Origin of the sequence: Pseudomonas syringae pv. coryli str. NCPPB 4273 (genome assembly GCF_000972175.1) — a bacterium.
GTDB classification, from domain to species: Bacteria; Pseudomonadota; Gammaproteobacteria; order Pseudomonadales; family Pseudomonadaceae; genus Aquipseudomonas; species Aquipseudomonas syringae.
This window is the reverse complement of the sequence record NZ_AWQP01000060.1, coordinates 16,962-35,992: the sequence shown is the minus strand read 5'-3', so window position 1 is coordinate 35,992 and position 19,031 is coordinate 16,962. Positions and strand designations below refer to the sequence as shown.

Below are 19,031 nucleotides of genomic sequence, written 5' to 3'. Positions count from 1 at the left end.
CGGAGCGTCGCACGATAGTCAGGCTGTCCAGCGGGCAGTCTAGAAACTCAGACTCAACGCGACATTCACCCCTTGCTGGGTCACGTCGTCGTTCTTGCGCCAGTTGTAGTTGCCGCGCAGTGTCAGGTCCTGAGTCAGCTTCTGGCTGACGCCCAGCGTGGCCCGGTTCAGGTCGCGTTGCGGTGTATAGCCTTCTAGCGTGAAACCGACTGACTGGACACTGTTGAGCGCCATGGTCACGTCCTGCTGATCGGTCTCGAACTCCCTTTCATGGGCCACTTCGCCCCATGCCTGCGTGCTCGGTGTCACCTGGAATTTGCCCTGCACACCCACGCCTGCACGCCGCGATTTGCGCGTCTGGTCACTGAAGGTCAGCGCCGTTGAACGGTCGCCCTTTTCCGAGTAGCCGTCGACATCGATGTGCGCGTAATCGGCGCTGACGAAAGGCGACAGATGCCAGCGGCTGGTCGGGCCTGCGATGTCGAAACCGACTCGACCACTGACAGCCCACATTTCGCCGTCGGTATCACCTTTTTCCTGACCTTCGCTGACGCCCAGCGCGAACTTGCGCTCGGCATTTTCGTAATCCAGCTTGCCGCCCGACACCGCCAGATCACCCCACCAGTGGTTGGCCTGATACTGCAGGAACGCAGTGGCGATGTAGCTATTGAGTTTGTAGTCAGAGTCCCGTGGCCCTGCCTCAAGACTCTGGCGGTACGCACCGGCAACAACCCCTGTACGCCAGTATTCGGCAAACCGATAGCTGCCGCCGATGGTCAGGTTATAGCCTCTTCCGTCAGCATCAGCCGAGCTGTCCTGCGCGTCGAAGTCCATTTTCTGACCGCCTGCGGAAAGCATGCTCTGCCACTGCCCGACACCTTGCCAGTTGCCCCAGTCGCTGAGCCACTGGGCGCGAATTTCATCCTGATGCATACGCAGCGTGCCATTGGCCATTTCCGGCAGCAGAGAGATTTCCCAGGGTGCCGAAAGCAGCGAGTACGCGTAGTCGGCCAGCAACCTCTGTCCGGCCTCGGTCGGGTGCACGCGATCATTGAAGAACAGCCGGCTCGGATTCGGCGTCGCACTGGACCTGCCGTTGGTGGTGCTTTCCCGGCAGCTGTCGCCGCTGAAACAGGTAGTCACCAGATTCTCGTTGGGGTCGAACCCGAAGCGTGCCGGTTGAGCGAGGATTTCATTGATCAGCAACGGAACATTCAGCGGAATGATCTGGGCATTGATCTGTGCCAGCCGGCTGACCAGTTGCTGATTGAAGCCCGCGCTGAGTGCGGACGTTGCCGAGGCCAGCGGCGAGCCGCTCAAGGCTGGCGTTTTACCGATATCCGGCAGCAACCAGACCATGATGTAGCGCGCACCGCCCTGTTGCAGGGCTTGCGCGCTGTCCGCCAGTTGATTGGCAGCTTGCGCGGCGCTGCTGGCACTCAACACACGACCTTGCAGGAAATCGTTGCCGCCCCCGGTCAGGTAATAAAGAGCGTTGGGGTCGGCGCGAAAACTGTTGGCGGGCAGGTAACCGGTCCGGCTGCGTAGCAATGTGCCGGTGTTCGGATCGACGACGGTGGATTGCGAGTTGATCGAGTCAAGAATCTGGTCGGTCCGATAACCGCCGACTGCCCAGTTGTTGCCATCGGGTGCGCCCAGCGCAGCATTGACCGGCGACGTCGAGGCCGCCAGATCTCCTGCCGGCACACCGAGCATCCTGCCGATCAGCGTCGACGAGTTCAGGTTGAACGCTTCACCGCTGCCGTCCTGATAAGTGGGGCCGACACGATTGGTGAACCTGAGCGTGGAACCCCTGGGCCCTGCGGTGTCGGGAAACTGCCCGGCATCGGCCAGACTGTCACCGAACACCACCATGGTCGAATAGGGCGCAGCGGCAGCGGTGCCGCAGGCAAGCGATAGCAGGCAGGCCGCGAAGGGCCAGCGCCTTGATGTCTTGGTCATGAAAGGATCCCGATTGTTTTTGTTTTGTACCAGAAACGTAGCAAGATTTTTCATGACTGCAAAGTTCGATGAACATTATCGCGCTGCGGCGGTGCTTTTTTGACCTCAGGCGGCCCTGTTGGTCACGATGGCGCTCAGGTAGTTGGCCAGGTCGTGCAGGTACACGAAGGGATGACCCTGGCGACTGCCGCCTGTACGGCTGACCTTCAAGTCGATGCGTCCTGCGTTGATCTTACGCAGCAGATTCCTGTCGTTCGACAGGTGCGAAAAATAACGCTCTCTGACGGCGCTCAGTGAAGGGCACGGCGTGGCGAATTCTTTGCGAAGTTGATCCAGTATTTCGTTCATTCCATGACTCCCTGTGGTTTGCATGTGAGTACTCCCGAGATGGGGTGCAGACAAACAATACGATATGTAGCGTTTCGTGACAATACAGTTTGTATTTTAAATACAATTTGTATCGTCCGTCTCACAGGGAATCGATGTACCAGGACACACGAGCAGTGCCGTTTTCCGGGTTGCGGGTCACGCTGATGCCTTCGGCCTCGCTGATCTGATCCATGATGCGCTCCCAGTGAGCCACCGACTCGCCAGGCTCCCTGATCAGCAGGACCTGATGCTCGATCTGCGCCTTGTCACTGGTGATAGCGTCCTGAATGCGCTGTGCCAAGGCCAGGTAAGCGTCATGTTGCGAGGTGTCGGGGAACTGCTTGAGCATGAGTGAACTCCTTTTTACTGTATGTGCATACAGTAATTGAGGGCTGTTTCTCACGCAAGCTACAAATGTTTCCTACACGGACACATGCCAGGGTTGAAACAGGTGACATGAAAAAGCCCCGATTATCGGGGCTTGGGCGGGGCGTGCGGGGATTCAGAGACGCATGGTCATCTGCCTGATGACACCGATCAGCTTGCACTCCTCGGTCACCGCAAGTGTCGGGTAGGCGGGGTTCAGCGGCTTGAGAAAGTAGCGTCCGGCGTCTTCGACGAGTTTTTTGAACGTGGCCTCGTTGCTTTCCGGCAGCTTGGCGATGACCAGCTTGCCGGCAGTGGGCTCGATTCCGGTGTCGACCAGAATCAACATGCCTTCTGGAATGCTCTGGCCTGCGGGCGCGGTCATCGAATCGCCACGGACCACCAGCCAGAAGGCTCTGCCCTTGGCTTTATAGTCGCTGATCTCGAAGGTGTCCGAATAGCCGGCAGGGTAGGGCTCGACGGCTTCACTCCAGCCACCGGCCTCTACCCAACTGATGACCGGGTAGCGATAGAAACGCGAAGGCTGCACCGTGTGCTCCACGTTGTGCATGCCGGGTTCGCTGGTCGGGATGGAGGTGGTGAGAATCGGCAGGCCGAGCTCGGTCAGAAATCGATTGATGACCTCGATCTTCGGCTCACGCTTGCCATTCAGCCAATGCCCTACCGCGCCGGGCGTCACGCCCATCCGCTCAGCCATCTCTTCCTGGCTGATTTCCTGGGTGTCCATGACCTGTCTTGCGACTTCATACCATTTTCTGTTCATGCGTCGAATCATACAGGCTGTAGGGTGTTGAGCAATATACATAATGTAATGCTTCGTTGTGTCATAAAAATACAGAATGTATTGTAAGTCCTTGGTCCTGTGCAGCGAAAGACGCTGCGCAGCGTTTCGGAAAGGTCCTACAGGAGAGACACGATGATCGAGAAAATAGAAGCCGTGATGCAGCATTGGGGTGAACAGCGCATGCGCATTGGCCTGGGCGGCGGACTGAGCAGCCCGATGGCCGGGATCATGGAATGGGGCGCGTACATTCCGCGTCGCACACCCGGCTCGCGCGCGCTGGTGGGCAATGGCAGCGGTCTGGACTATATAAGCAGCGAAGTGGAGGCGGCCATTGCGCAGCTGTCACGCAGCCCGGCAAAGAGCCGCGGGCCTGAACTGGCCCAGCTGGCGACATTGCGTTATGTCGAGTCGTTGCCGGTGCGCGAGCAGATGCGCCTGGTGGGCATTAATGAGGGCGCAGACCGCACCTATCGCAACTGGATCAACAAGCTTCACCAGCAAGTGCTGGCGATTCTCGCTGAGCGCAGCGCTTCCAGAAGCAATAACGCGGTCGTCGACAAGGCTGCACATAGGTAAATGAAGACACGGTTTCACGCCGTTTATCCGGGTCGATTGCACAGCTGTGGCCGAACTCGTGTTGAACTCCGGTCAAACTCGACCCACCCCGAAACTGCCCCTTCCCAGGCTTTCCGGAGGGGGGTAAAAAGGTCCCACGATATGCGATTTGCGCCTCAGGGCAGCAGCCGGAAACAGACTGATCAACAGCAACATCCGGTCACTCGCGACCCACCTCGAACCCCGCCTCTGCGGGGTTTTTTATTGGGCCAGGCACACGGAGGCCAATGTACATATTGAAAGACTTTCGATGCGGGCAGTGCTGGAAACTGCTGGCTCGCATGGGTGACCATACTGAGCTCCAGAGCAAGTCTTCCCGATGCGGAGCGCTGAGTCGTGTGAAGGCCGCGAGCCATGAGTCATCGCCTTTGAGGCTACACAAAAAAGCGGAATCCTCCGCGAACATAAACTAATAAAAGGTAAAACCAATGCCCATTGAGCTTCCTCCGACGTACATCACCCCTTATCCTGAAATTAGCACGGGCGGTAATGGTACCTACCGTGGTCAAGACCTTAATGCTGGTCAAAGCTTTCCGCGGGGTATGCAGAATCCTGTAGCGACTGTGCTGCTTCTTCAGGGTGATTTGTATTGCAGCCCCAACTGCCTTGCCACGTTTCAGGATCAAGCGATGCGAGACAGCTTCGGGATTCAATCCAGGGTTGCTTTAAAGACCCTGGCAGCGGCCGATCAGCGTGAGGCTGAAGGGCGCGACCTTCGAACGGCTTACAACGAAATCGCGACTGACATAGGTAGAACTCAGCAGATCAACGAACATATCATCAAGTATCCGCCAGCCAACCATGTGTTATCTGGGGGCCTTATGACACCATTTCATGCACTGGCTCATGGCATGTTTGGTTTGGGCGCACCCGTTATGTTCCCTATTCAAAATGTCGGGCTTAACGTCGATATCCGTGGTATCCCTGATGTAATGAATGCTATCCAGAGCGTACGCCCAGTTGGCACCAGCTCGCTCGATGTCAACTTCGCCTATGATGTCGGCAAGGATTCCAACGCGTCTTGGCTGACGCTGGGGAACATTACACTCAGGCTGGTGGGAACTATTGATAAAAGCTCGAGTGGAGCATGGACATTCTCGGGCGAGATTCGCGCCTTCAATGATGTCTACGATGCCAATCCGTCCAATCATCGGGGATGGCTGGGTGAAAATCTTACTTCGGTGTTGAGTGCCATTCCGTTTACTTCGTACTCGATCGAAATTCCCGGTTCGTTGCCGGTTACGGTCAGTGGCAACTAGGCCAAAGGCATGACAGGTAGTGCTTAAGCAGTGGCGTAGCCAGCGTTGACTGATCTGTAAAAAAGACAGGCAGGCGTGAACTGTTTTTCTAGTCGTTCGGACCTCTTTTCATAGGGATTGACAATGGCTGCGTTACGCAGGAATTTTGTTTTTTTATCATTTCCACTCGCTCTAGGTGTTTTAGGCTTATCCATTAGCGGGAGCAGTGAAAATCCGCTACAGCCTTCTGATACCTATGGGCTGCCACCGGTGGCTATTTACTTTGTTGCGCTTGTTGGATTGGGAGCCCTATCTTTTCTCCTGGCTGTGGCCGGAAGATTATTAGAGTGGTTCACCTCCAGTGTCAGCAGAATGGGGAGGGTGATTCGATTCGCTCTTTTCGCGCCTCTGCTGCTCTCGACCTGTCTCGCCACGTTGGTAAGCGCCGGTTACGCTTTGGATTCACTGAGTGGAGTCTTTGCCTGCTTGTTATCACTGATATCGACCCTCGGTGCTTATTCCTTGTTTTCAAAAAAGAAAGATTTGGGCTAGCGTCTGATTTCAGGTGCTTTTTTCTCGAGCTCAAGTTTCTGCTTTACGTGCAGTTGAACATTGATTTGACACGCACGGCTATCCCAGGCCTCGGCATCTGCCGGGGCTTTTTCGTATCTGGAGTACCCATGGACCCAACCGACCTAGGCCCAGGCACAGCTACCTGGCTGGGCGGCACGGGCACAATTCTGCTTGGCGGCTTTTTATGGCTGCGCAAGTTTCTTTCCAGAGATGCAACAGACCGGGCGATGGACAACGCGGACATCGGCACGGTTCGCCGTCTCAATGAGCTGCTCGACTCCGAGCGCCAGGCGCGCAAGGAAGCTGAAGCGCGGGCTGACCAGTTCGCCAAGGAGCGCAACGAGCTCGCTGCCGCGGTTGGCCGGATGGAAGGCAAGATTGAAGCCCTCACCAGCCACATCGTCCAGCTCACCGACAAGGTCACCACGCAAAGCGCCGAAATAGCCCGGCTGCGATCTCAACTCGGAGGTGCAAACGATGCACAGATGCGCAATTGATTTCATCGCTCGCCATTGGTGGCGGCGCCTGGAGGTCTGGCTGATTTCCATGCTGCTGATCGCTGGCTGCCTGATGCTCGGTTTTCAGGCCGGGCAGTGGTCGGCGAATGCCGAGCATACGCAGCAGCTGGCCGAGGTTCGCAATGCCTACGACGCAGCGCTGGGTAAGCGCGACCGGCGCCTGGACAGGCTGGCCGAAACCACTACCCAGGCGGCGGACAGGGTCGAGAGTGCTGCATCGATTGCCAATCAGGCCGCTCACGCGGCCAGCCGTGCTGCAGACAAGGCTGATGAGGCGTTGTGCAAGGCTAACCAGTAGGCGTCTCCCACGCCGCAATCAACCTTCAACACACGCGGAACCCCTCATGAAGATAACCCCGATAGTTGCCCATTTGCAGGCGACCTGCCCCAGCTTTGCCGGGCGAATCAGTGCCGGTATCGACTGGGCTGCGGTCGCCCTCGGCGATCAGCTCGCTCACCCGTCGGCGTACGTGATTGCCACTGGCGATCAGTCCACCGCCAACGATTTGCAGAACGTCATTCGCCAGAACATCACCGACACGATCGATGTCGTGGTGGTGCTCGATGGCGGTGACAAGCGCGGGCAGGAAGCCAGTGAGCAACTGCATGCCCTGCGCGCCGAACTGTGGCGTGCACTGGTGGGCTGGAACCCGGATCACGATTACGACGCGATGCAGTACACCGGTGGCGCGCTGGTGCAGATCAGCGGCGACCGGGTGACGTATCGATTCGGCTTTGCAGCGCAGTTTCAACTGGGCCGCAATACCTCCGATCAGCCTGCCGAGACCTGGCACGAAGCGTATTTGGATGGTTTGCCCGGGTTTACCGGCGCCACCCTCGAGATGGACTGCGTTGACCCCGCAGATCCGAATCTGAAATCCCCCGGCCCTGATGGCCGTATCGAAGCGAAGTTCACAGCAGAGGTAACCCCATGACTCAACGCATCACTGTAGTACCGGCCGAGGGCCGCACTGTGCCGGATCCGGAGGCGGGCGATTTGCTGCCCGTCGAAGGCCGGCAGGTGACCTTCAACGCCTGGTGGCAGCGTCGTCAGAACGACGGCGACGTCACCCTTAAAACCGAGCAATCCACCACCACCCATCAAGCCTTCACGGCTTAACCAAGAGGAAGCCAAACAATGGCTATCAGCTTTAACAACATTCCATCCGATGTTCGCGTTCCGCTGTTTTATGCGGAGATGGACAACTCGGCCGCCAACAGCGCGTCGGCCAGCATGCGTCGACTGATCGTTGCGCAGGTCAACGACGATGTGTCCGGCCCCGAACTGGGTTCTCTGGTGCTGGTGCCGAGTGTGGCGCTGGCGAAAAACATCGGCGGTCAGGGCTCCATGCTGGCCGCCATGTATGAAACCTGGCGCAAGGCGGATCCCACCGGCGAAGTCTGGTGCCTGCCGCTGCTCAATACCGAAGGCGCCAAGGCCAGCGCGAAAGTCACCCTCACCGGGGCGGCGACCGAAGCCGGTCTGCTGAACCTGTATGTCGGCGGCATGCGAGTGCAGGCTACTGTCGTTAATGGCGCAACCGCTGCCCAGGCGGCCACGGCACTGTCGGTGAAAATCAATGCCACGCCTGACCTGCCGATCATTGCGGCTGTCGAAGCGGGTGTGCTGACCCTTTCCTGCAAATGGAGCGGGGCAAGCGGCAACGACGTACAGCTGGAATTCAATCGCCAGGGCAAGACCAATGGCGAAGTCATTCCTGCCGGCCTGACGGCGGCCGTCACCGCCATGACCGGCGGCGTGGGTACGCCTGATCAGCTCAAGGCACTGGCTGCGTTGGGCGATGAGCCGTTCGAGTTCATCTGCATGCCTTGGACCGACACCGCTACGCTGGATGCCTGGAAGGCGGCAATGGACGACAGCACTGGTCGCTGGAGCTGGGCGCGTCAGCTGTACGGTCACGTTTATAGCGCCAAGCGCGGCACGGTCGGTACGCTGGTGGCCGCAGGTCAACTGCGCAACGATCAGCACATCACCCTTCAGGGTGTGGAAAACGGTGTGCCGCAACCGGTCTGGCTGCAAGCCGCTGCACTGGCTGCGCGCACGGCGGTGTTCATCTCTGCCGACGCCAGCCGTCCGACCCAGAGCGGCACCATGCCTGGCATTGATCCGGCTCCGGCCAGTCAGCGTTTCACCCTGACCGAGCGTGAGTCGCTGCTGCGTTACGGCATCGCAACGGCGTACTACGAAGGCGGTTACGTGCGCATTCAGCGTTCGATCACCACCTATCAGAAGAACGCTTACGGCCAGGCTGACAACTCGTACCTGGACAGCGAAACCATGCACCAGTCGGCGTTCATCATCCGTCGTCTGCAAGGCATCATCACCAGCAAGTACGGCCGCCACAAGCTGGCCAACGATGGCACGCGCTTCGGTGCCGGCCAGCCGATCATCACGCCGAGCACCATCCGTGGCGAGTTGATTGCGCAGTACGCACGTCTTGAAGAAGAGGGTCATGTGGAGAACGCCGAAACGTTCGCCCAGCATCTGATCGTCGAGCGTGATGGCAATGACCCAAGCCGCGTGAACGTGATGTTCCCGCCTGACTACATCAACGGCCTGCGCGTGTTCGCGCTGCTCAACCAGTTCCGCTTGCAGTACGACGAAGCGGCATAAGCCTAACCAACCCTTTCAAGCCCGCCTCGTGCGGGTTTTTTCATTCTGGAGATAAACAACATGGGTCAGAAAGTTGCGGGTACCTGCTACATCAAAGTGGATGGCACCCAATTGACCATCAGCGGCGGCGGCGAAGCGCCTCTGATGAACATCAAGCGCGATACCGTCGTACCGGGCTACTACAAGGAAGTCGACAAGGCCGCGTGGCTGAAATTTACCGCCGTGCATACCGCAGATCTGCCGCTCAAGCTGCTCACCACCGGTGTGGACATGACCATCACCTGTGAATTCAAGAACGGCAAGACCTACGTCCTGTCCGGCGCCTACCTGGTCGATGAGCCGAGCAGCAAGGCTGACGACGGCACCATCGAGCTGAAATTCGACGGCAATCAGGGGAGCTGGCAATGAGTGAAGTCATCGACCTGGCCAGCCCGATCGAAGCGCACGGCGAAACCCTTTCGCAACTGACCTTCCGGCGCCCTACGGCGCAGGAAGCGCGGGCCATCAAGGCCCTGCCGTACAGGATCGACAAGAACGAGGAAGTCTCCCTGGATCTGGACGTGGCGGCGAAGTACATCGCCGTCTGCGCCGGCATCCCGCCCTCGTCGGTCAATCAGATGGACCTGTGCGACATCAACACGCTGAGCTGGAAGGTTGCGAGTTTTTTCATGGCAGCGGCATCAGCGACCTCGAAGGACTGATCGCCGTCGTTTACGACCTCGCGTACTTCTGGAAGACCGATCCCGAACTGATGATGTCCAGGGAGCTGGACGTCATCACCGAGTCGATCTTGCAGACGCAACGCATCAACCAGATCCTGCAGGGGGAGTGATGGCAGACACTATCAAGACGCTGATTACCGGCGTCGACAAGCTGTCTCCAACGCTGGCAACCATCCGCAACAACGTTGAAGGCTTCGAGACCAGGCTTAAAGGCTCTGGTCTTGGGAACGTCGAAGTGGGCGAGATGATCAAGGGCAATGCTTTGGCAGAGCCCTTGATTGCCGGGGTAAAGGCAGCGATCGGTTTCGAAACCAGCATGGCCGGCGTGAAACGTTCGGTCACCTTTGAAACACCGCAACAGTTCCAGCAGATGAGTTCCGACATTCTGGACCTCAGTGAACGACTGCCGGAAAGCGCCAACGGTATCGCGGCGATTGTCGCCGCGGGTGCCAAGGCCAATGTACCGCGCGAAGAACTGACCGGGTTTGCCAGCGACGCCGTGAAAATGGGCGTCGCATTCGATCAGACAGCGGCCGAGTCGGGCGACATGATGGCCTCGTGGCGGTCATCGTTTCAGATGACTCAGCCGCAGGTCGCGGCGTTGTCCGAGAAGATCAACGTGCTCGGCGGCAACAACCTGGAAAAGAAAATCGCCACCATGGTGACTGCAATGGGCCCGCTCGGGCCGGTTGCGGGGATGGCCTCTGGGCAACTGGCGGCCATGGGTGCGACCCTGGCCAGCGTCGATGTGCCGGCCGATGTGGCCGCCAGCGGCATGAAGCGTTTCATGCAGTCGTTGACTGAAGGGGGCGCGGCGAAAGCCGGGGCGTTCGAGGCGTTGCAGCTCGACGTCAATCAGTTGACCCAAGGCATGCAGAGTGACCCGTCCGGGACCATTGAAAAGGTTCTGACGGCGGTTTCCAGTGTTGATCCCGGCAAACAGTCGGACGTCATCACGCAGCTGTTCGGTGCCGAATCGCTGGGCGCGATCACGCCGCTGCTGGCCCACCTCGATGTGCTCAGGTCCAACCTGGCCAAGGTCGGGGAGGGCGTGCAAAACAGCGGCTCCATCGAGAAGGAGTTCGCAGACAACTCCCAGACCACGGCCACTGCCATCAAAGAGATGACCAACCGTGTCGATCGTCTGGGCATCAATATCGGCAGTATGTTCCTGCCGGCGATGAACGAAGCAATGGCCGTGATCGGGCCGATGATTTCTCAGGTCGCCGCGCTGGCGGCCGAACATCCAGAGGTGATCAAGGGCGTCGTGGGCGCCGCGATTGCTTTCGGCGTACTGCAAGTCGCCGTTCTCGCTGCGACGAGTGCCGCCGGGCTGCTGGCTGCGGTCATGGGCATGTCACCGTTGGGCCTGATCGTGCGCGGCCTGGCGCTGGCGGCAGGTTTTCTGATCGCCAACTGGTCGACGGTCGCACCTTATTTTCAGGCGGTCTGGGAGGCGATTCGCGGACCGGTGATGGCGCTGTGGGACGTGCTCAAGGCGGTCTTTGCCTGGACGCCGCTGGGCATGATCGCAGCCAACTGGCAGCCACTGACCGAATTCTTTGCTGCGCTGTGGGACGTGATCAAGGCGCTGGCCACGCCGGTTTTCGATTTTCTGCAAACGCTGTTTGCGTGGTCGCCGCTGGGCATGGTCGTGGCCAACTGGCAGCCGTTGTCCGAGTACCTGGCCGGCCTGTGGGAAACCATCAAGGCCGAGGCGCAGCCGTTTACCGATGTGCTGGCAACGCTGTTCAGTTTTTCGCCGCTGGGCATGGTCATCGAGAATTGGCAGCCGATCAAAACCTGGTTCGCAGGTCTGTGGGCGGACATCAAGCCATTCATCGAGCCGATCATGAGCTGGTTTGGTGGCGACACGAATAAGACCGTCCTGCAGCGGGCGACCGAGAAGGCCAATCAGTTCGCGGAAGAACAGCGGATACGCAACGCAGGGCCAGGCGGCGGGACCGGTGCGTTTCTAGCGGCCGGTGCCGTCGAGAACGTTCGCACGAATCAGCAGTTGCTCAATCAGGCCACTGGCGTGCCCTCGACCAGCCAATTGCTCGGCGTACCCACGCCGTTGGCGCCCGGCAGCCTGTTGTTGCAACAGGGCGCAGCCGGGGCCGGCCCGCGACTTGAAGGCGAGCTCAACATTCGCTTTGAAAACGCGCCACCGGGCATGCGTGCCGGGCAAGTGCAAACCAACCAGCCGGGTTTGACGATATCGCCAAACGTCGGTTATCGAACCCTCGGCGCAGGAGCCGGATCATGAGTACATGGCGTGACAGCCTGCTGCCAGCGTCTTTCCGGGGCGTCGGTTTTTTCATTGAAAAAGCCGTCGTCCCGGCAGGCCGCAAGGGGCAGTTGCATGAGTTTCCACAACGCGACGAGCCTTATTTCGAGTCGCTGGGCAAACAGTCGAAAGTGCATACGCTGACGGGGTTCATTGTCGGTCCCGACTGTTTCGAACAGCGAGACAGACTGCTGCAGGCACTGGAGCAGGAGGGTGCCGGCGAGCTGGTGCATCCGTGGCTGGGGCGCGTGCAGGTCCAGGTTGGCGAATGTGGCGTCACACACAACCTGAGCGAAGGCGGGCTCGTCCGGCTGGACCTGAAATTCTATCCGGCCAACCCGCTCAAGTTTCCCGTGTCGACGCTTAATACGCGACGGCAGTTGCTGGGCGCGTCCGAGAGCCTGCTGGACTCGGCGCTCAGGCGCTACCGCTCGGTGATGGCCACGGTGGACGCGGTGCGTATCAATATTCAGGCGCTGCGCAGCGCCCTGTCGGGTGTATTCGCGACTATTCAGCGGCAGTTCACACCGTTCATGACGATCTATTCGGATGTCACTGCGCTGGTGCATTCGCTGGTCAATGCACCGTTGACGGTCAGCACGCTGTTTACCACGTTCTTCGCCAGTTTCGACGGTGACAGTCGTCGAGCCAGAAGAGCGAACGGCACCAGCAGTATTGGCGGGGCGAGTACCGGGACAAGTACCGGGTCAGGTTCCGGCAGCTCGACAGGGGGCGGCTCAGGCAGCGGTTCCGCGAGTGGCAGTAACGGCACCGCTGCGAGCAGCGCGGCAGCAAGGTCCGGCAGCAATGGCGGCGTGTCCTCTGTTGAAACGGTCGATTACCGCTCGGTGATTTCCGAGGCCACGCAACAGGCGGAGGCGGTGTCCGGCATCAATCTGGTCAGCCAGAGCAGCGGGCTGGATACCGGCGTGACGGCTCAGGCCGCGGCCAATCTGGTTCAGGATGCCTTGTTGGTCAAGGTGGCGAAAATCGTCGCGAGCATGCCGGTTGCGACGACCGTCACGCCGCTCACGGTAGTGCCGTCGCTGGATCAGCAAGTGACGCAAGCGCTGCAACGCGTCGATGTGCCGGTTGCCGATGACGTCATCGAACTGCGTGACACGCTGAGTTCGGCGATCTGGGAAGCGTCGTTGAAAGCCGACCCCGAACATTACCTGGCGCTCAACACATTGCGTCAGGCGTTGATCAGGCACCTTAACGCGGTGGCGGCCTCCGGCGTACGTCTGGTGGACATGAAGGTCTCCGAGCCTTTGCCCGCGCTGGTGCTGGCCTATCGCCGATTCGGTGACGCCAGCCGGGCGCTGGAAATGGTGCAGCGCAATCGACTGGCCCATCCGGGCTTCGTGCCGCCCGGCACGCTGAAGATCGCTCAGGAGTGACCCATGATTGACCCTAACATTGTCACCCTGACCGTTGACCAGCACGACTATGCCGGCTGGAAGTCGGTGGAAATCTCTGCCGGGATCGAGCGTCAGGCGCGCAGCTTTGACGTGAGCATTACCTGGCAGTGGCCGGGCACTGAGATTTCGCATCCGATCACGCCCGGCGCAGCGTGCGAGGTGCGTATCGGCGGCGAGTTGATTCTGACCGGCTGGGTATTTGCCGCGCCGATCAGCTATGACGGCAAGCAAATCACGCTAAAGATTTCCGGACGCTCGAAAACCGCCGACCTCATCGACTGCTCGGCCATCAACAGGCCGAGTCAGTGGAAGGAGGTGGGGGTGTTGAAGATCGTTGAGGCGCTGGCTGCTCCCTATGGTTTGTCGGTGATCAGCGAAATACCGGAAACCTCGAAGATGGCCGATCACACCATCGAGCCTGCCGAAACCGTGTTCAAGTCCATTGACCGGTTGCTGACCCTGTTCCGGATTTTTTCCACCGATGACGAATACGGCAATGTGGTGCTGGCCAGGCCGGGTAGTCGCGGGCAGAGCGCAGACGCGCTCGAACTCGGCAAGAATGTGTTGAGCGCCGTCATCGCGCGGGACTTTTCCGGGCTTTTTTCCGAGTACCGGGTCATCGGTCAACAGACTGGTAATGACCAGACGTTCGGCAAGGAGTCGTCGGAGGTCTCGGCAGAAGTCACGGATGACCGGCATGACGATCCCGCGCATAAAAAGCGTCTTCGCGTACTGGTCGTTCATGAGGATGCGCCGATCACCCCCAAGCTCGCCCTGAGTCGCGCCAATTGGGAGCGCGGTCAGCGGGCCGGCAAGGCGCTGCTCACCACCTACAAGGTCCAGGGCTGGCGGCAGTCCAACGGGGCGCTCTGGCGGCACAACACCATGGTCCGGGTGATCGATCCGGTCATCGGTTTTACGAGCCGCAACATGCTGATTTCAGCCGTGACCTACTCGCTGAGTGACCAAGGCACGATCACCACACTGGTGGTCGGTCCGCCTGAAGGTTTCCAGGCCGAGCCAGGTGACCCCAACAAGCGCAGCAAGGTGCAGGTCAATCAGGACGCTTACTCCTGGCTGCTGCCCATCGACGAGGAAACAACCTCATGAGCTTACTCAATCGCATGCTGGTGCGCGGCACGGTGGTGCTCGCCAGGGCCAGCAGCAAAATGCAGGCGCTGCAAATGCGCCTCACCGCCGGAGAGGTCAAGGACGACATGGAGCACTTCGAACCCTATGGCTTTACCAGCAACCCGCTGGCCGGCGCCGAGGGCATTGCCGCGTTCATTGGTGGCGACCGGTCGCACGGTCTGCTGCTGGTGGTGGCCGACCGGCGCTATCGCCTCAAAGGTCTGGAGTCCGGCGAAGTGGCGATCTATACCGACGAGGGCGACAAGATTCACCTCAAGCGCGGCAAGGTCATCGACATTGAAACCGACACCCTGAACATCAAGGCGGCGGTGGCCGTGAACTTCGACACACCGCAGATCACCCAGACCGGAAAGATCGTCTCCCAGGGCGACCAGCTTGCCGCTGGCATCAGCCAGATCAGCCATCTGCACGGCAACGTGCAGGGCGGTAATGGCCAGAGCGGGCCGCCCGTTGGAGGTGCCGGATGATCATTGAAGGCTCTCTGCAGGCGTCCTTGCTGCGCTCGGTGGTCATCAGCCTGTTCACCTGGCGGCGTGCCGAAGCGGACGACCCGTTCGACGATGCCGAGCGCTATGGCTGGTGGGGCGACACCTACCCGGCACAGGCCAATGACCGCATCGGTTCCAGGCTGTGGCTGCTGCGCCGGGTCAGGCTGACTGCCCAGACCCAGCGCGATGCCGAGTTCTATGCCCGCGAAGCGCTCGACTGGCTGATCGAAGATGGCCAGGTCCAGCACATCAACATTCTTACCGAACAGGTTCAGAGCAACCGCCTGAACCTGGGCGTCGAACTGGTCGTCTCGGACGGTCAGCTCGTGCGTTTCAACCCTTCTGAACAGTGGCAGGTGATTTATGCCGTTTGAAACACCTACGTTACCGGCGCTGATCAACCGAACCCAGGTCGACCTCGCCGATGAAGCGTTGCGTCAGTCCGATGCTCGGGTATTGTCCCGCGCGCACAGCGGCGCGGCCTACGGGCTGTACGGCTATCAGGACTGGATCGCCGACCAGATTCTGCCGGACACCGCCGACGAGGAAACCCTCGAGCGGCAAGCCATCCTGCGCCTGAGGCAGCCGCGCAAGGTGGCACAGGCCGCCACCGGCACGGTGCGCTTTACCGCTGCAGCCGGCGCGGTGCTGGATGCGGACACTGTGCTGCAGTTCAGTGATGGACGCTTCTACCGCGTGACCAAAGGCGTCACCACGGTTGCGGGCAATAACACGACCACGGTCGAAGCGGTGGATGCCGGTGTTCTGGGTAATGCGGATGCCGGTCTGGTCATGACTGCCGTGCAACCGGTCGAAGGTATCGACAGCACCTTCACCGTCATTGCCGACGGACTTTCCGGCGGCATCTCGCAGGAAAGTATCGAGTCGTTGCGTGCGCGTGTGGTGCGCTCCTACCGGGTCATCCCGCATGGCGGTAATCAGGATGATTACGTGACCTGGGCGCTGGAAGTGCCGGGCGTGACGCGCGCCTGGTGTGCGCGCCGGTTCATGGGGCCAGGGACTGTGGCGGTGTTCTTCATGCGTGACGACCAGGCCGATCCCATTCCCGACGCCGAGCAGCTCGCCGCGGTCGCTGCGTATATCGAGCCGCTGCGTCCGGTCACTGCAGACGTATACGTGCTGGCGCCGGTGCAGAAACCGGTGGTCTACACCATCCGGCTCACACCGGATACCTCCGCCGTACGGGCGGCGGTCGAGGCGCAGCTGCTGGACCTGCACAACCGTGAGGGCGGACTGGGCGAAACCCTGTTGCTCACGCACATCGCCGAGGCCATCAGTCGCGCGACAGGCGAAACCGATCATGTGCTGGTTTCACCCGTGGCCAACGTTACCGCGGCCGCCAACCAGCTGCTCACGTTCGGGGGTATTCAATGGTCGTCATAAGAACCGCCGAACACTACGCCGGACAACTGCAGGCGCTGTTGCCACCCGGTCCCGCATGGGATCCGGAGCGGGTTCCGGAATTGCAGCAGGTGATTACCGGCCTGTCCCGCGAGTTCGCACGCATCGATGGCCGCGCGTTCGACCTGCTCAACGAGATGGACCCCGCCACCGTCAGTGAGCTGGTCCCGGACTGGGAGCGGGTGATGAACCTGCCTGACCCGTGCCTGGGGCTCAAACCGTTGTTCGCAGACCGGCGCCTGTCGGTGCGCCAGCGGCTCGTGGCGACAGGAGGGCAGAACGCAGCGTTCTACATCGACATTGCCATCAGCCAGGGCTACCCCGATGCCACCGTGACCGAACACCGAGCGCCCCGTATGGGGCGTTCGCGTTTTGGCCAGGCGCACTTCGGCACCTGGAGCGCGCAATTCATGTGGACCTTGAACACCGGCGGGCGCCAGCGCCTGGGCCGACGCTTCGGGGCCAGCTACTGGGGAGAGCGGTTTGGGGTGAATCCCGGGCTCGCAATCGAATGTTTGATCCGTCGAGCAGCACCGGCGCACAGCGTCGAATTCGTAAACTTCAACTGAGGAACACAATGTGGATTATCCCAAGAGTGTGCCGGGCGTAGGCTTGGCAAGCGGCAAGTTTGTAGATGAAAACCCGGCGACCGGCACCCCTGGTTCGCTGATCCCGGCGCAGTGGGGCAACTCGGTGACGCAGGAGATCTTGAACGTGATCCTGGGGGCCGGTCTGGTGCCCAACGAGGAGGATGTCACCCAGTTGCATCGAGCCATTCTTGGCCTGGCAGCATCCGATTACAAAAAATCGGTGCGTTGCGCCACGACAGTCTCCATTGGGCTGAGCGGTTTGCAGACCATTGATGACGTCACACTGGTGGCCGGCGATCGGGTGCTGGTCAAGAATCAGGACACTGCGTCGCAGAACTGGATTTATGTCGCCGCGGCAGGCGCCTGGGCACGTGCGCAGGATGCGAACGAAAGCACCGAATGCACGCCGGGTCATATGGTGCCGGTGCAGGCCGGCACGAAAAACGCGGGCACTGTATGGCAGCTGGTCAATACGACAGTGCCGGTGCTGGGTACGACTGACCTTGCGTTCGAGCGTCTGCTGGGACGCAGTGGTGTGGCCGCGGGTGATTACACTCGGGTCAAGGTCAACAAATATGGGCAGGTGGAAGAGGGGAGTAACCCGACAACACTTAGCGGTAATGGTATTTCGGATGCGTATACCAAGGCTGAGGCCGACCTGCGCGATCTTCAGCGGCCGCTGCGCGATTCCATTACCTATGTGGGGCTGGCCAATAACAAGCCTGATGCGCCTTATATGCGACGTGAGTCCGATGGCGCTCTGGTTGCCCTGCAACCGAGCCTGGGATTCACTCCGGTACAACAAGGAGGAGGTACCGGTCAGCTCGACAACAAGGTGAAGATCGGCTGGTCGAATAACGGCCTCAAGGCGATGGTCGATAATACTGACCTTGGCAATCTTTGGTACGCGAACAACTTTAATCCAGCCACCAAAGCTGACTGGGGCACTACGCTGGCGTCTTATAAGATTACTGACGCTTACACCAAGGCTGAGGTGTATGCCAAAAGCGAAGTGGATACGCGGTTGAGCAGCAAAGCATCAGCTGACAGCGTCACTAATGTGGGGCTGGCCAATGGAGATCTGACGCAGCCCTATATGCGGCGGGCTGCTGACTCTGTCATTAGCTGGCTTCAGACCAGGTTGGGTTACACGCCTGTCCAGCAAGGTACAGGCACAGGTCAGTTCAATAACGTTGTGAAGTTAGGCTGGTCCGATAACGGCCTCAAACTGACCGTGGACGCTACAGACTTGGGACGCGTTTGGTATGCGGCCAACTTTGATCCCAATGGCAAGGCCAACTGGGGTACTACGCTTGCTGCATATGGCATCACCGATGCTTACACCAAGGCTGAGACGGACGCTCGCGACGCACAACGAGCCGCAGCTGACTCTATATCTGTTCTCGGCTTTGCCGGTAATGACGTAAATCTGCCCTATATGCGCAGAGCCTCTGACGGTCAGGTCTATTACCTGCAACCGCGTCTTGGCTACACACCCGTCGAGCAGGGCGGCGGTGCCAACATGGCCGCTAACAAGGTTCGCCTTGGCTATAACGGTGCCGGTAGCTTGCGCCTTCAGGTCGACAGCTCTGACTTTGGCGACATGATCAACGATCAGAATTTGCCTGGAAAGGTTGCTGCACTGGGACTAGGCGGCATCGGCTCCTATGCATTTGCACGTGTCATCAACTCCCAGGGACAAGTCAATCAAGGAGGCACGGTATCCGGTACCAACCTGATCTATAGCTCCACAAACGGTAGCGATGGCGCCTCTAACAACTCCGGGCTTATCGGCGTAGGCACCTGGCGTGCACACGGCGCTTTTTCGGGCGGCGAACGCACACTCTTTCAACGAGTTGGATAAA

The 19,031-nt window shown here is 59.7% G+C and carries 24 protein-coding genes; 20 read left to right on the top strand and 4 right to left on the bottom strand.

The genetic code is table 11. The features are described 5' to 3' along the window. Positions 1-39 precede the first annotated feature (39 nt). The 4 genes from estP to P406_RS22130 all read right to left on the bottom strand — a co-directional run bounded on the left by estP (position 40) and on the right by P406_RS22130 (position 3,445). Complete coding sequence (gene estP / locus P406_RS22145) at positions 40-1,962, bottom strand: esterase EstP (RefSeq protein WP_046237379.1); 1,923 nt, start codon at positions 1,960-1,962, stop codon at positions 40-42. A gap of 105 nt (positions 1,963-2,067) precedes the next feature. Then, the gene (locus P406_RS22140) at positions 2,068-2,310 is read right to left on the bottom strand and encodes a pyocin activator PrtN family protein (protein ID WP_003316268.1); all 243 of its coding nucleotides are present in this window, start codon (positions 2,308-2,310) and stop codon (positions 2,068-2,070) included. A 121-nt stretch (positions 2,311-2,431) separates the two neighbouring features. After that, positions 2,432-2,680 carry a DUF1654 domain-containing protein gene (locus P406_RS22135; RefSeq protein ID WP_002551908.1) on the bottom strand — a complete coding sequence of 83 codons (249 nt, stop codon included), beginning with the start codon at positions 2,678-2,680 and terminating at the stop codon, positions 2,432-2,434. 153 nt (positions 2,681-2,833) lie between these two features. Next, entirely contained in the window at positions 2,834-3,445 is a 612-nt protein-coding gene (locus P406_RS22130) for a LexA family protein (RefSeq protein WP_046237378.1), read from the bottom strand. 189 nt (positions 3,446-3,634) lie between these two features. Here P406_RS22130 and P406_RS22125 point away from each other — a divergent pair, with 189 nt between their 5' ends. From P406_RS22125 to P406_RS22045, 20 genes are all read left to right on the top strand, one after another. Beyond that, positions 3,635-4,078, top strand: a complete 444-nt coding sequence (locus tag P406_RS22125) for a hypothetical protein (protein ID WP_046237377.1) — start codon at positions 3,635-3,637, stop codon at positions 4,076-4,078. A 266-nt stretch (positions 4,079-4,344) separates the two neighbouring features. Next, positions 4,345-4,530: a Com family DNA-binding transcriptional regulator gene (locus P406_RS28240; RefSeq protein WP_010438983.1), complete on the top strand. Its 186-nt coding sequence runs from the start codon at positions 4,345-4,347 to the stop codon at positions 4,528-4,530. A gap of 15 nt (positions 4,531-4,545) precedes the next feature. Further along, positions 4,546-5,376, top strand: a complete 831-nt coding sequence (locus P406_RS22120) for a lipid II-degrading bacteriocin (RefSeq protein ID WP_046237376.1) — start codon at positions 4,546-4,548, stop codon at positions 5,374-5,376. 123 nt (positions 5,377-5,499) lie between these two features. After that, positions 5,500-5,907: a hypothetical protein gene (locus tag P406_RS29115; protein WP_143524641.1), complete on the top strand. Its 408-nt coding sequence runs from the start codon at positions 5,500-5,502 to the stop codon at positions 5,905-5,907. Between the two features lie 128 nt (positions 5,908-6,035). Then, positions 6,036-6,425 carry a hypothetical protein gene (locus P406_RS22115; RefSeq protein ID WP_003411734.1) on the top strand — a complete coding sequence of 130 codons (390 nt, stop codon included), beginning with the start codon at positions 6,036-6,038 and terminating at the stop codon, positions 6,423-6,425. Beyond that, positions 6,406-6,744 carry a lipoprotein gene (locus tag P406_RS22110; RefSeq protein WP_046237375.1) on the top strand — a complete coding sequence of 113 codons (339 nt, stop codon included), beginning with the start codon at positions 6,406-6,408 and terminating at the stop codon, positions 6,742-6,744. Before P406_RS22115 ends, P406_RS22110 begins: the two co-directional genes overlap by 20 nt. A gap of 46 nt (positions 6,745-6,790) precedes the next feature. Beyond that, positions 6,791-7,381 carry a phage tail terminator protein gene (locus P406_RS22105; protein WP_044309483.1) on the top strand — a complete coding sequence of 197 codons (591 nt, stop codon included), beginning with the start codon at positions 6,791-6,793 and terminating at the stop codon, positions 7,379-7,381. Beyond that, positions 7,378-7,566, top strand: coding sequence for a DUF2635 domain-containing protein (locus P406_RS22100; protein ID WP_046237374.1), 189 nt, complete (start codon positions 7,378-7,380; stop codon positions 7,564-7,566). The genes P406_RS22105 and P406_RS22100 overlap by 4 nt, the downstream gene beginning before the upstream one ends. A gap of 18 nt (positions 7,567-7,584) precedes the next feature. Then, positions 7,585-9,081: a phage tail sheath subtilisin-like domain-containing protein gene (locus P406_RS22095; protein WP_003411732.1), complete on the top strand. Its 1,497-nt coding sequence runs from the start codon at positions 7,585-7,587 to the stop codon at positions 9,079-9,081. 60 nt (positions 9,082-9,141) lie between these two features. Beyond that, on the top strand, positions 9,142-9,489 hold the full coding sequence (locus P406_RS22090) for a phage tail tube protein (RefSeq protein WP_011269114.1): 348 nt from the start codon (positions 9,142-9,144) through the stop codon (positions 9,487-9,489). After that, positions 9,486-9,782, top strand: a complete 297-nt coding sequence (locus P406_RS22085) for a phage tail assembly protein (protein ID WP_003316280.1) — start codon at positions 9,486-9,488, stop codon at positions 9,780-9,782. The genes P406_RS22090 and P406_RS22085 overlap by 4 nt, the downstream gene beginning before the upstream one ends. Continuing rightward, complete coding sequence (locus P406_RS29110; RefSeq protein WP_103689574.1) at positions 9,707-9,913, top strand: hypothetical protein; 207 nt, start codon at positions 9,707-9,709, stop codon at positions 9,911-9,913. Before P406_RS22085 ends, P406_RS29110 begins: the two co-directional genes overlap by 76 nt. Next, on the top strand, positions 9,913-12,072 hold the full coding sequence (locus P406_RS22080) for a phage tail tape measure protein (RefSeq protein ID WP_003411727.1): 2,160 nt from the start codon (positions 9,913-9,915) through the stop codon (positions 12,070-12,072). Before P406_RS29110 ends, P406_RS22080 begins: the two co-directional genes overlap by 1 nt. Then, on the top strand, positions 12,069-13,493 hold the full coding sequence (locus P406_RS22075) for a DNA circularization protein (protein WP_003419705.1): 1,425 nt from the start codon (positions 12,069-12,071) through the stop codon (positions 13,491-13,493). Before P406_RS22080 ends, P406_RS22075 begins: the two co-directional genes overlap by 4 nt. Positions 13,494-13,496: 3 nt before the next feature. After that, complete coding sequence (locus P406_RS22070; protein WP_046237373.1) at positions 13,497-14,624, top strand: phage baseplate assembly protein; 1,128 nt, start codon at positions 13,497-13,499, stop codon at positions 14,622-14,624. Next, positions 14,621-15,133: a phage baseplate assembly protein V gene (locus tag P406_RS22065; RefSeq protein WP_003341098.1), complete on the top strand. Its 513-nt coding sequence runs from the start codon at positions 14,621-14,623 to the stop codon at positions 15,131-15,133. The genes P406_RS22070 and P406_RS22065 overlap by 4 nt, the downstream gene beginning before the upstream one ends. After that, a complete protein-coding gene (locus tag P406_RS22060; protein ID WP_003316288.1) occupies positions 15,130-15,528 on the top strand; it encodes a phage GP46 family protein in 399 nt (132 codons plus the stop codon). The genes P406_RS22065 and P406_RS22060 overlap by 4 nt, the downstream gene beginning before the upstream one ends. Then, entirely contained in the window at positions 15,518-16,558 is a 1,041-nt protein-coding gene (locus P406_RS22055) for a baseplate J/gp47 family protein (RefSeq protein WP_046237372.1), read from the top strand. Before P406_RS22060 ends, P406_RS22055 begins: the two co-directional genes overlap by 11 nt. After that, on the top strand, positions 16,546-17,145 hold the full coding sequence (locus tag P406_RS22050) for a YmfQ family protein (RefSeq protein ID WP_003394883.1): 600 nt from the start codon (positions 16,546-16,548) through the stop codon (positions 17,143-17,145). The genes P406_RS22055 and P406_RS22050 overlap by 13 nt, the downstream gene beginning before the upstream one ends. A 10-nt stretch (positions 17,146-17,155) precedes the next feature. Then, complete coding sequence (locus tag P406_RS22045; protein ID WP_046237371.1) at positions 17,156-19,030, top strand: hypothetical protein; 1,875 nt, start codon at positions 17,156-17,158, stop codon at positions 19,028-19,030. Position 19,031 lies beyond the last annotated feature (1 nt).

Excerpts from the sequence above, each read along its gene's own strand:
- P406_RS22080 (WP_003411727.1), top strand. The coding sequence starts at position 9,913 with ATGGCAGACACTATCAAGACGCTGATTACCGGCGTCGACAAGCTGTCT.
- P406_RS22130 (WP_046237378.1), bottom strand. The coding sequence starts at position 3,445 with ATGGACACCCAGGAAATCAGCCAGGAAGAGATGGCTGAGCGGATGGGC.
- P406_RS22050 (WP_003394883.1), top strand. The coding sequence starts at position 16,546 with ATGGTCGTCATAAGAACCGCCGAACACTACGCCGGACAACTGCAGGCG.
- P406_RS22090 (WP_011269114.1), top strand. The coding sequence starts at position 9,142 with ATGGGTCAGAAAGTTGCGGGTACCTGCTACATCAAAGTGGATGGCACC.
- estP (WP_046237379.1), bottom strand. The coding sequence starts at position 1,962 with ATGACCAAGACATCAAGGCGCTGGCCCTTCGCGGCCTGCCTGCTATCG.
- P406_RS28240 (WP_010438983.1), top strand. The coding sequence starts at position 4,345 with ATGTACATATTGAAAGACTTTCGATGCGGGCAGTGCTGGAAACTGCTG.
- P406_RS22115 (WP_003411734.1), top strand. The coding sequence starts at position 6,036 with ATGGACCCAACCGACCTAGGCCCAGGCACAGCTACCTGGCTGGGCGGC.
- P406_RS22075 (WP_003419705.1), top strand. The coding sequence starts at position 12,069 with ATGAGTACATGGCGTGACAGCCTGCTGCCAGCGTCTTTCCGGGGCGTC.
- P406_RS29115 (WP_143524641.1), top strand. The coding sequence starts at position 5,500 with ATGGCTGCGTTACGCAGGAATTTTGTTTTTTTATCATTTCCACTCGCT.
- P406_RS22125 (WP_046237377.1), top strand. The coding sequence starts at position 3,635 with ATGATCGAGAAAATAGAAGCCGTGATGCAGCATTGGGGTGAACAGCGC.
- P406_RS22065 (WP_003341098.1), top strand. The coding sequence starts at position 14,621 with ATGAGCTTACTCAATCGCATGCTGGTGCGCGGCACGGTGGTGCTCGCC.
- P406_RS22095 (WP_003411732.1), top strand. The coding sequence starts at position 7,585 with ATGGCTATCAGCTTTAACAACATTCCATCCGATGTTCGCGTTCCGCTG.
- P406_RS22055 (WP_046237372.1), top strand. The coding sequence starts at position 15,518 with ATGCCGTTTGAAACACCTACGTTACCGGCGCTGATCAACCGAACCCAG.
- P406_RS22060 (WP_003316288.1), top strand. The coding sequence starts at position 15,130 with ATGATCATTGAAGGCTCTCTGCAGGCGTCCTTGCTGCGCTCGGTGGTC.
- P406_RS22070 (WP_046237373.1), top strand. The coding sequence starts at position 13,497 with ATGATTGACCCTAACATTGTCACCCTGACCGTTGACCAGCACGACTAT.
- P406_RS22100 (WP_046237374.1), top strand. The coding sequence starts at position 7,378 with ATGACTCAACGCATCACTGTAGTACCGGCCGAGGGCCGCACTGTGCCG.
- P406_RS22110 (WP_046237375.1), top strand. The coding sequence starts at position 6,406 with ATGCACAGATGCGCAATTGATTTCATCGCTCGCCATTGGTGGCGGCGC.
- P406_RS22105 (WP_044309483.1), top strand. The coding sequence starts at position 6,791 with ATGAAGATAACCCCGATAGTTGCCCATTTGCAGGCGACCTGCCCCAGC.
- P406_RS22135 (WP_002551908.1), bottom strand. The coding sequence starts at position 2,680 with ATGCTCAAGCAGTTCCCCGACACCTCGCAACATGACGCTTACCTGGCC.
- P406_RS22120 (WP_046237376.1), top strand. The coding sequence starts at position 4,546 with ATGCCCATTGAGCTTCCTCCGACGTACATCACCCCTTATCCTGAAATT.
- P406_RS22085 (WP_003316280.1), top strand. The coding sequence starts at position 9,486 with ATGAGTGAAGTCATCGACCTGGCCAGCCCGATCGAAGCGCACGGCGAA.
- P406_RS22140 (WP_003316268.1), bottom strand. The coding sequence starts at position 2,310 with ATGAACGAAATACTGGATCAACTTCGCAAAGAATTCGCCACGCCGTGC.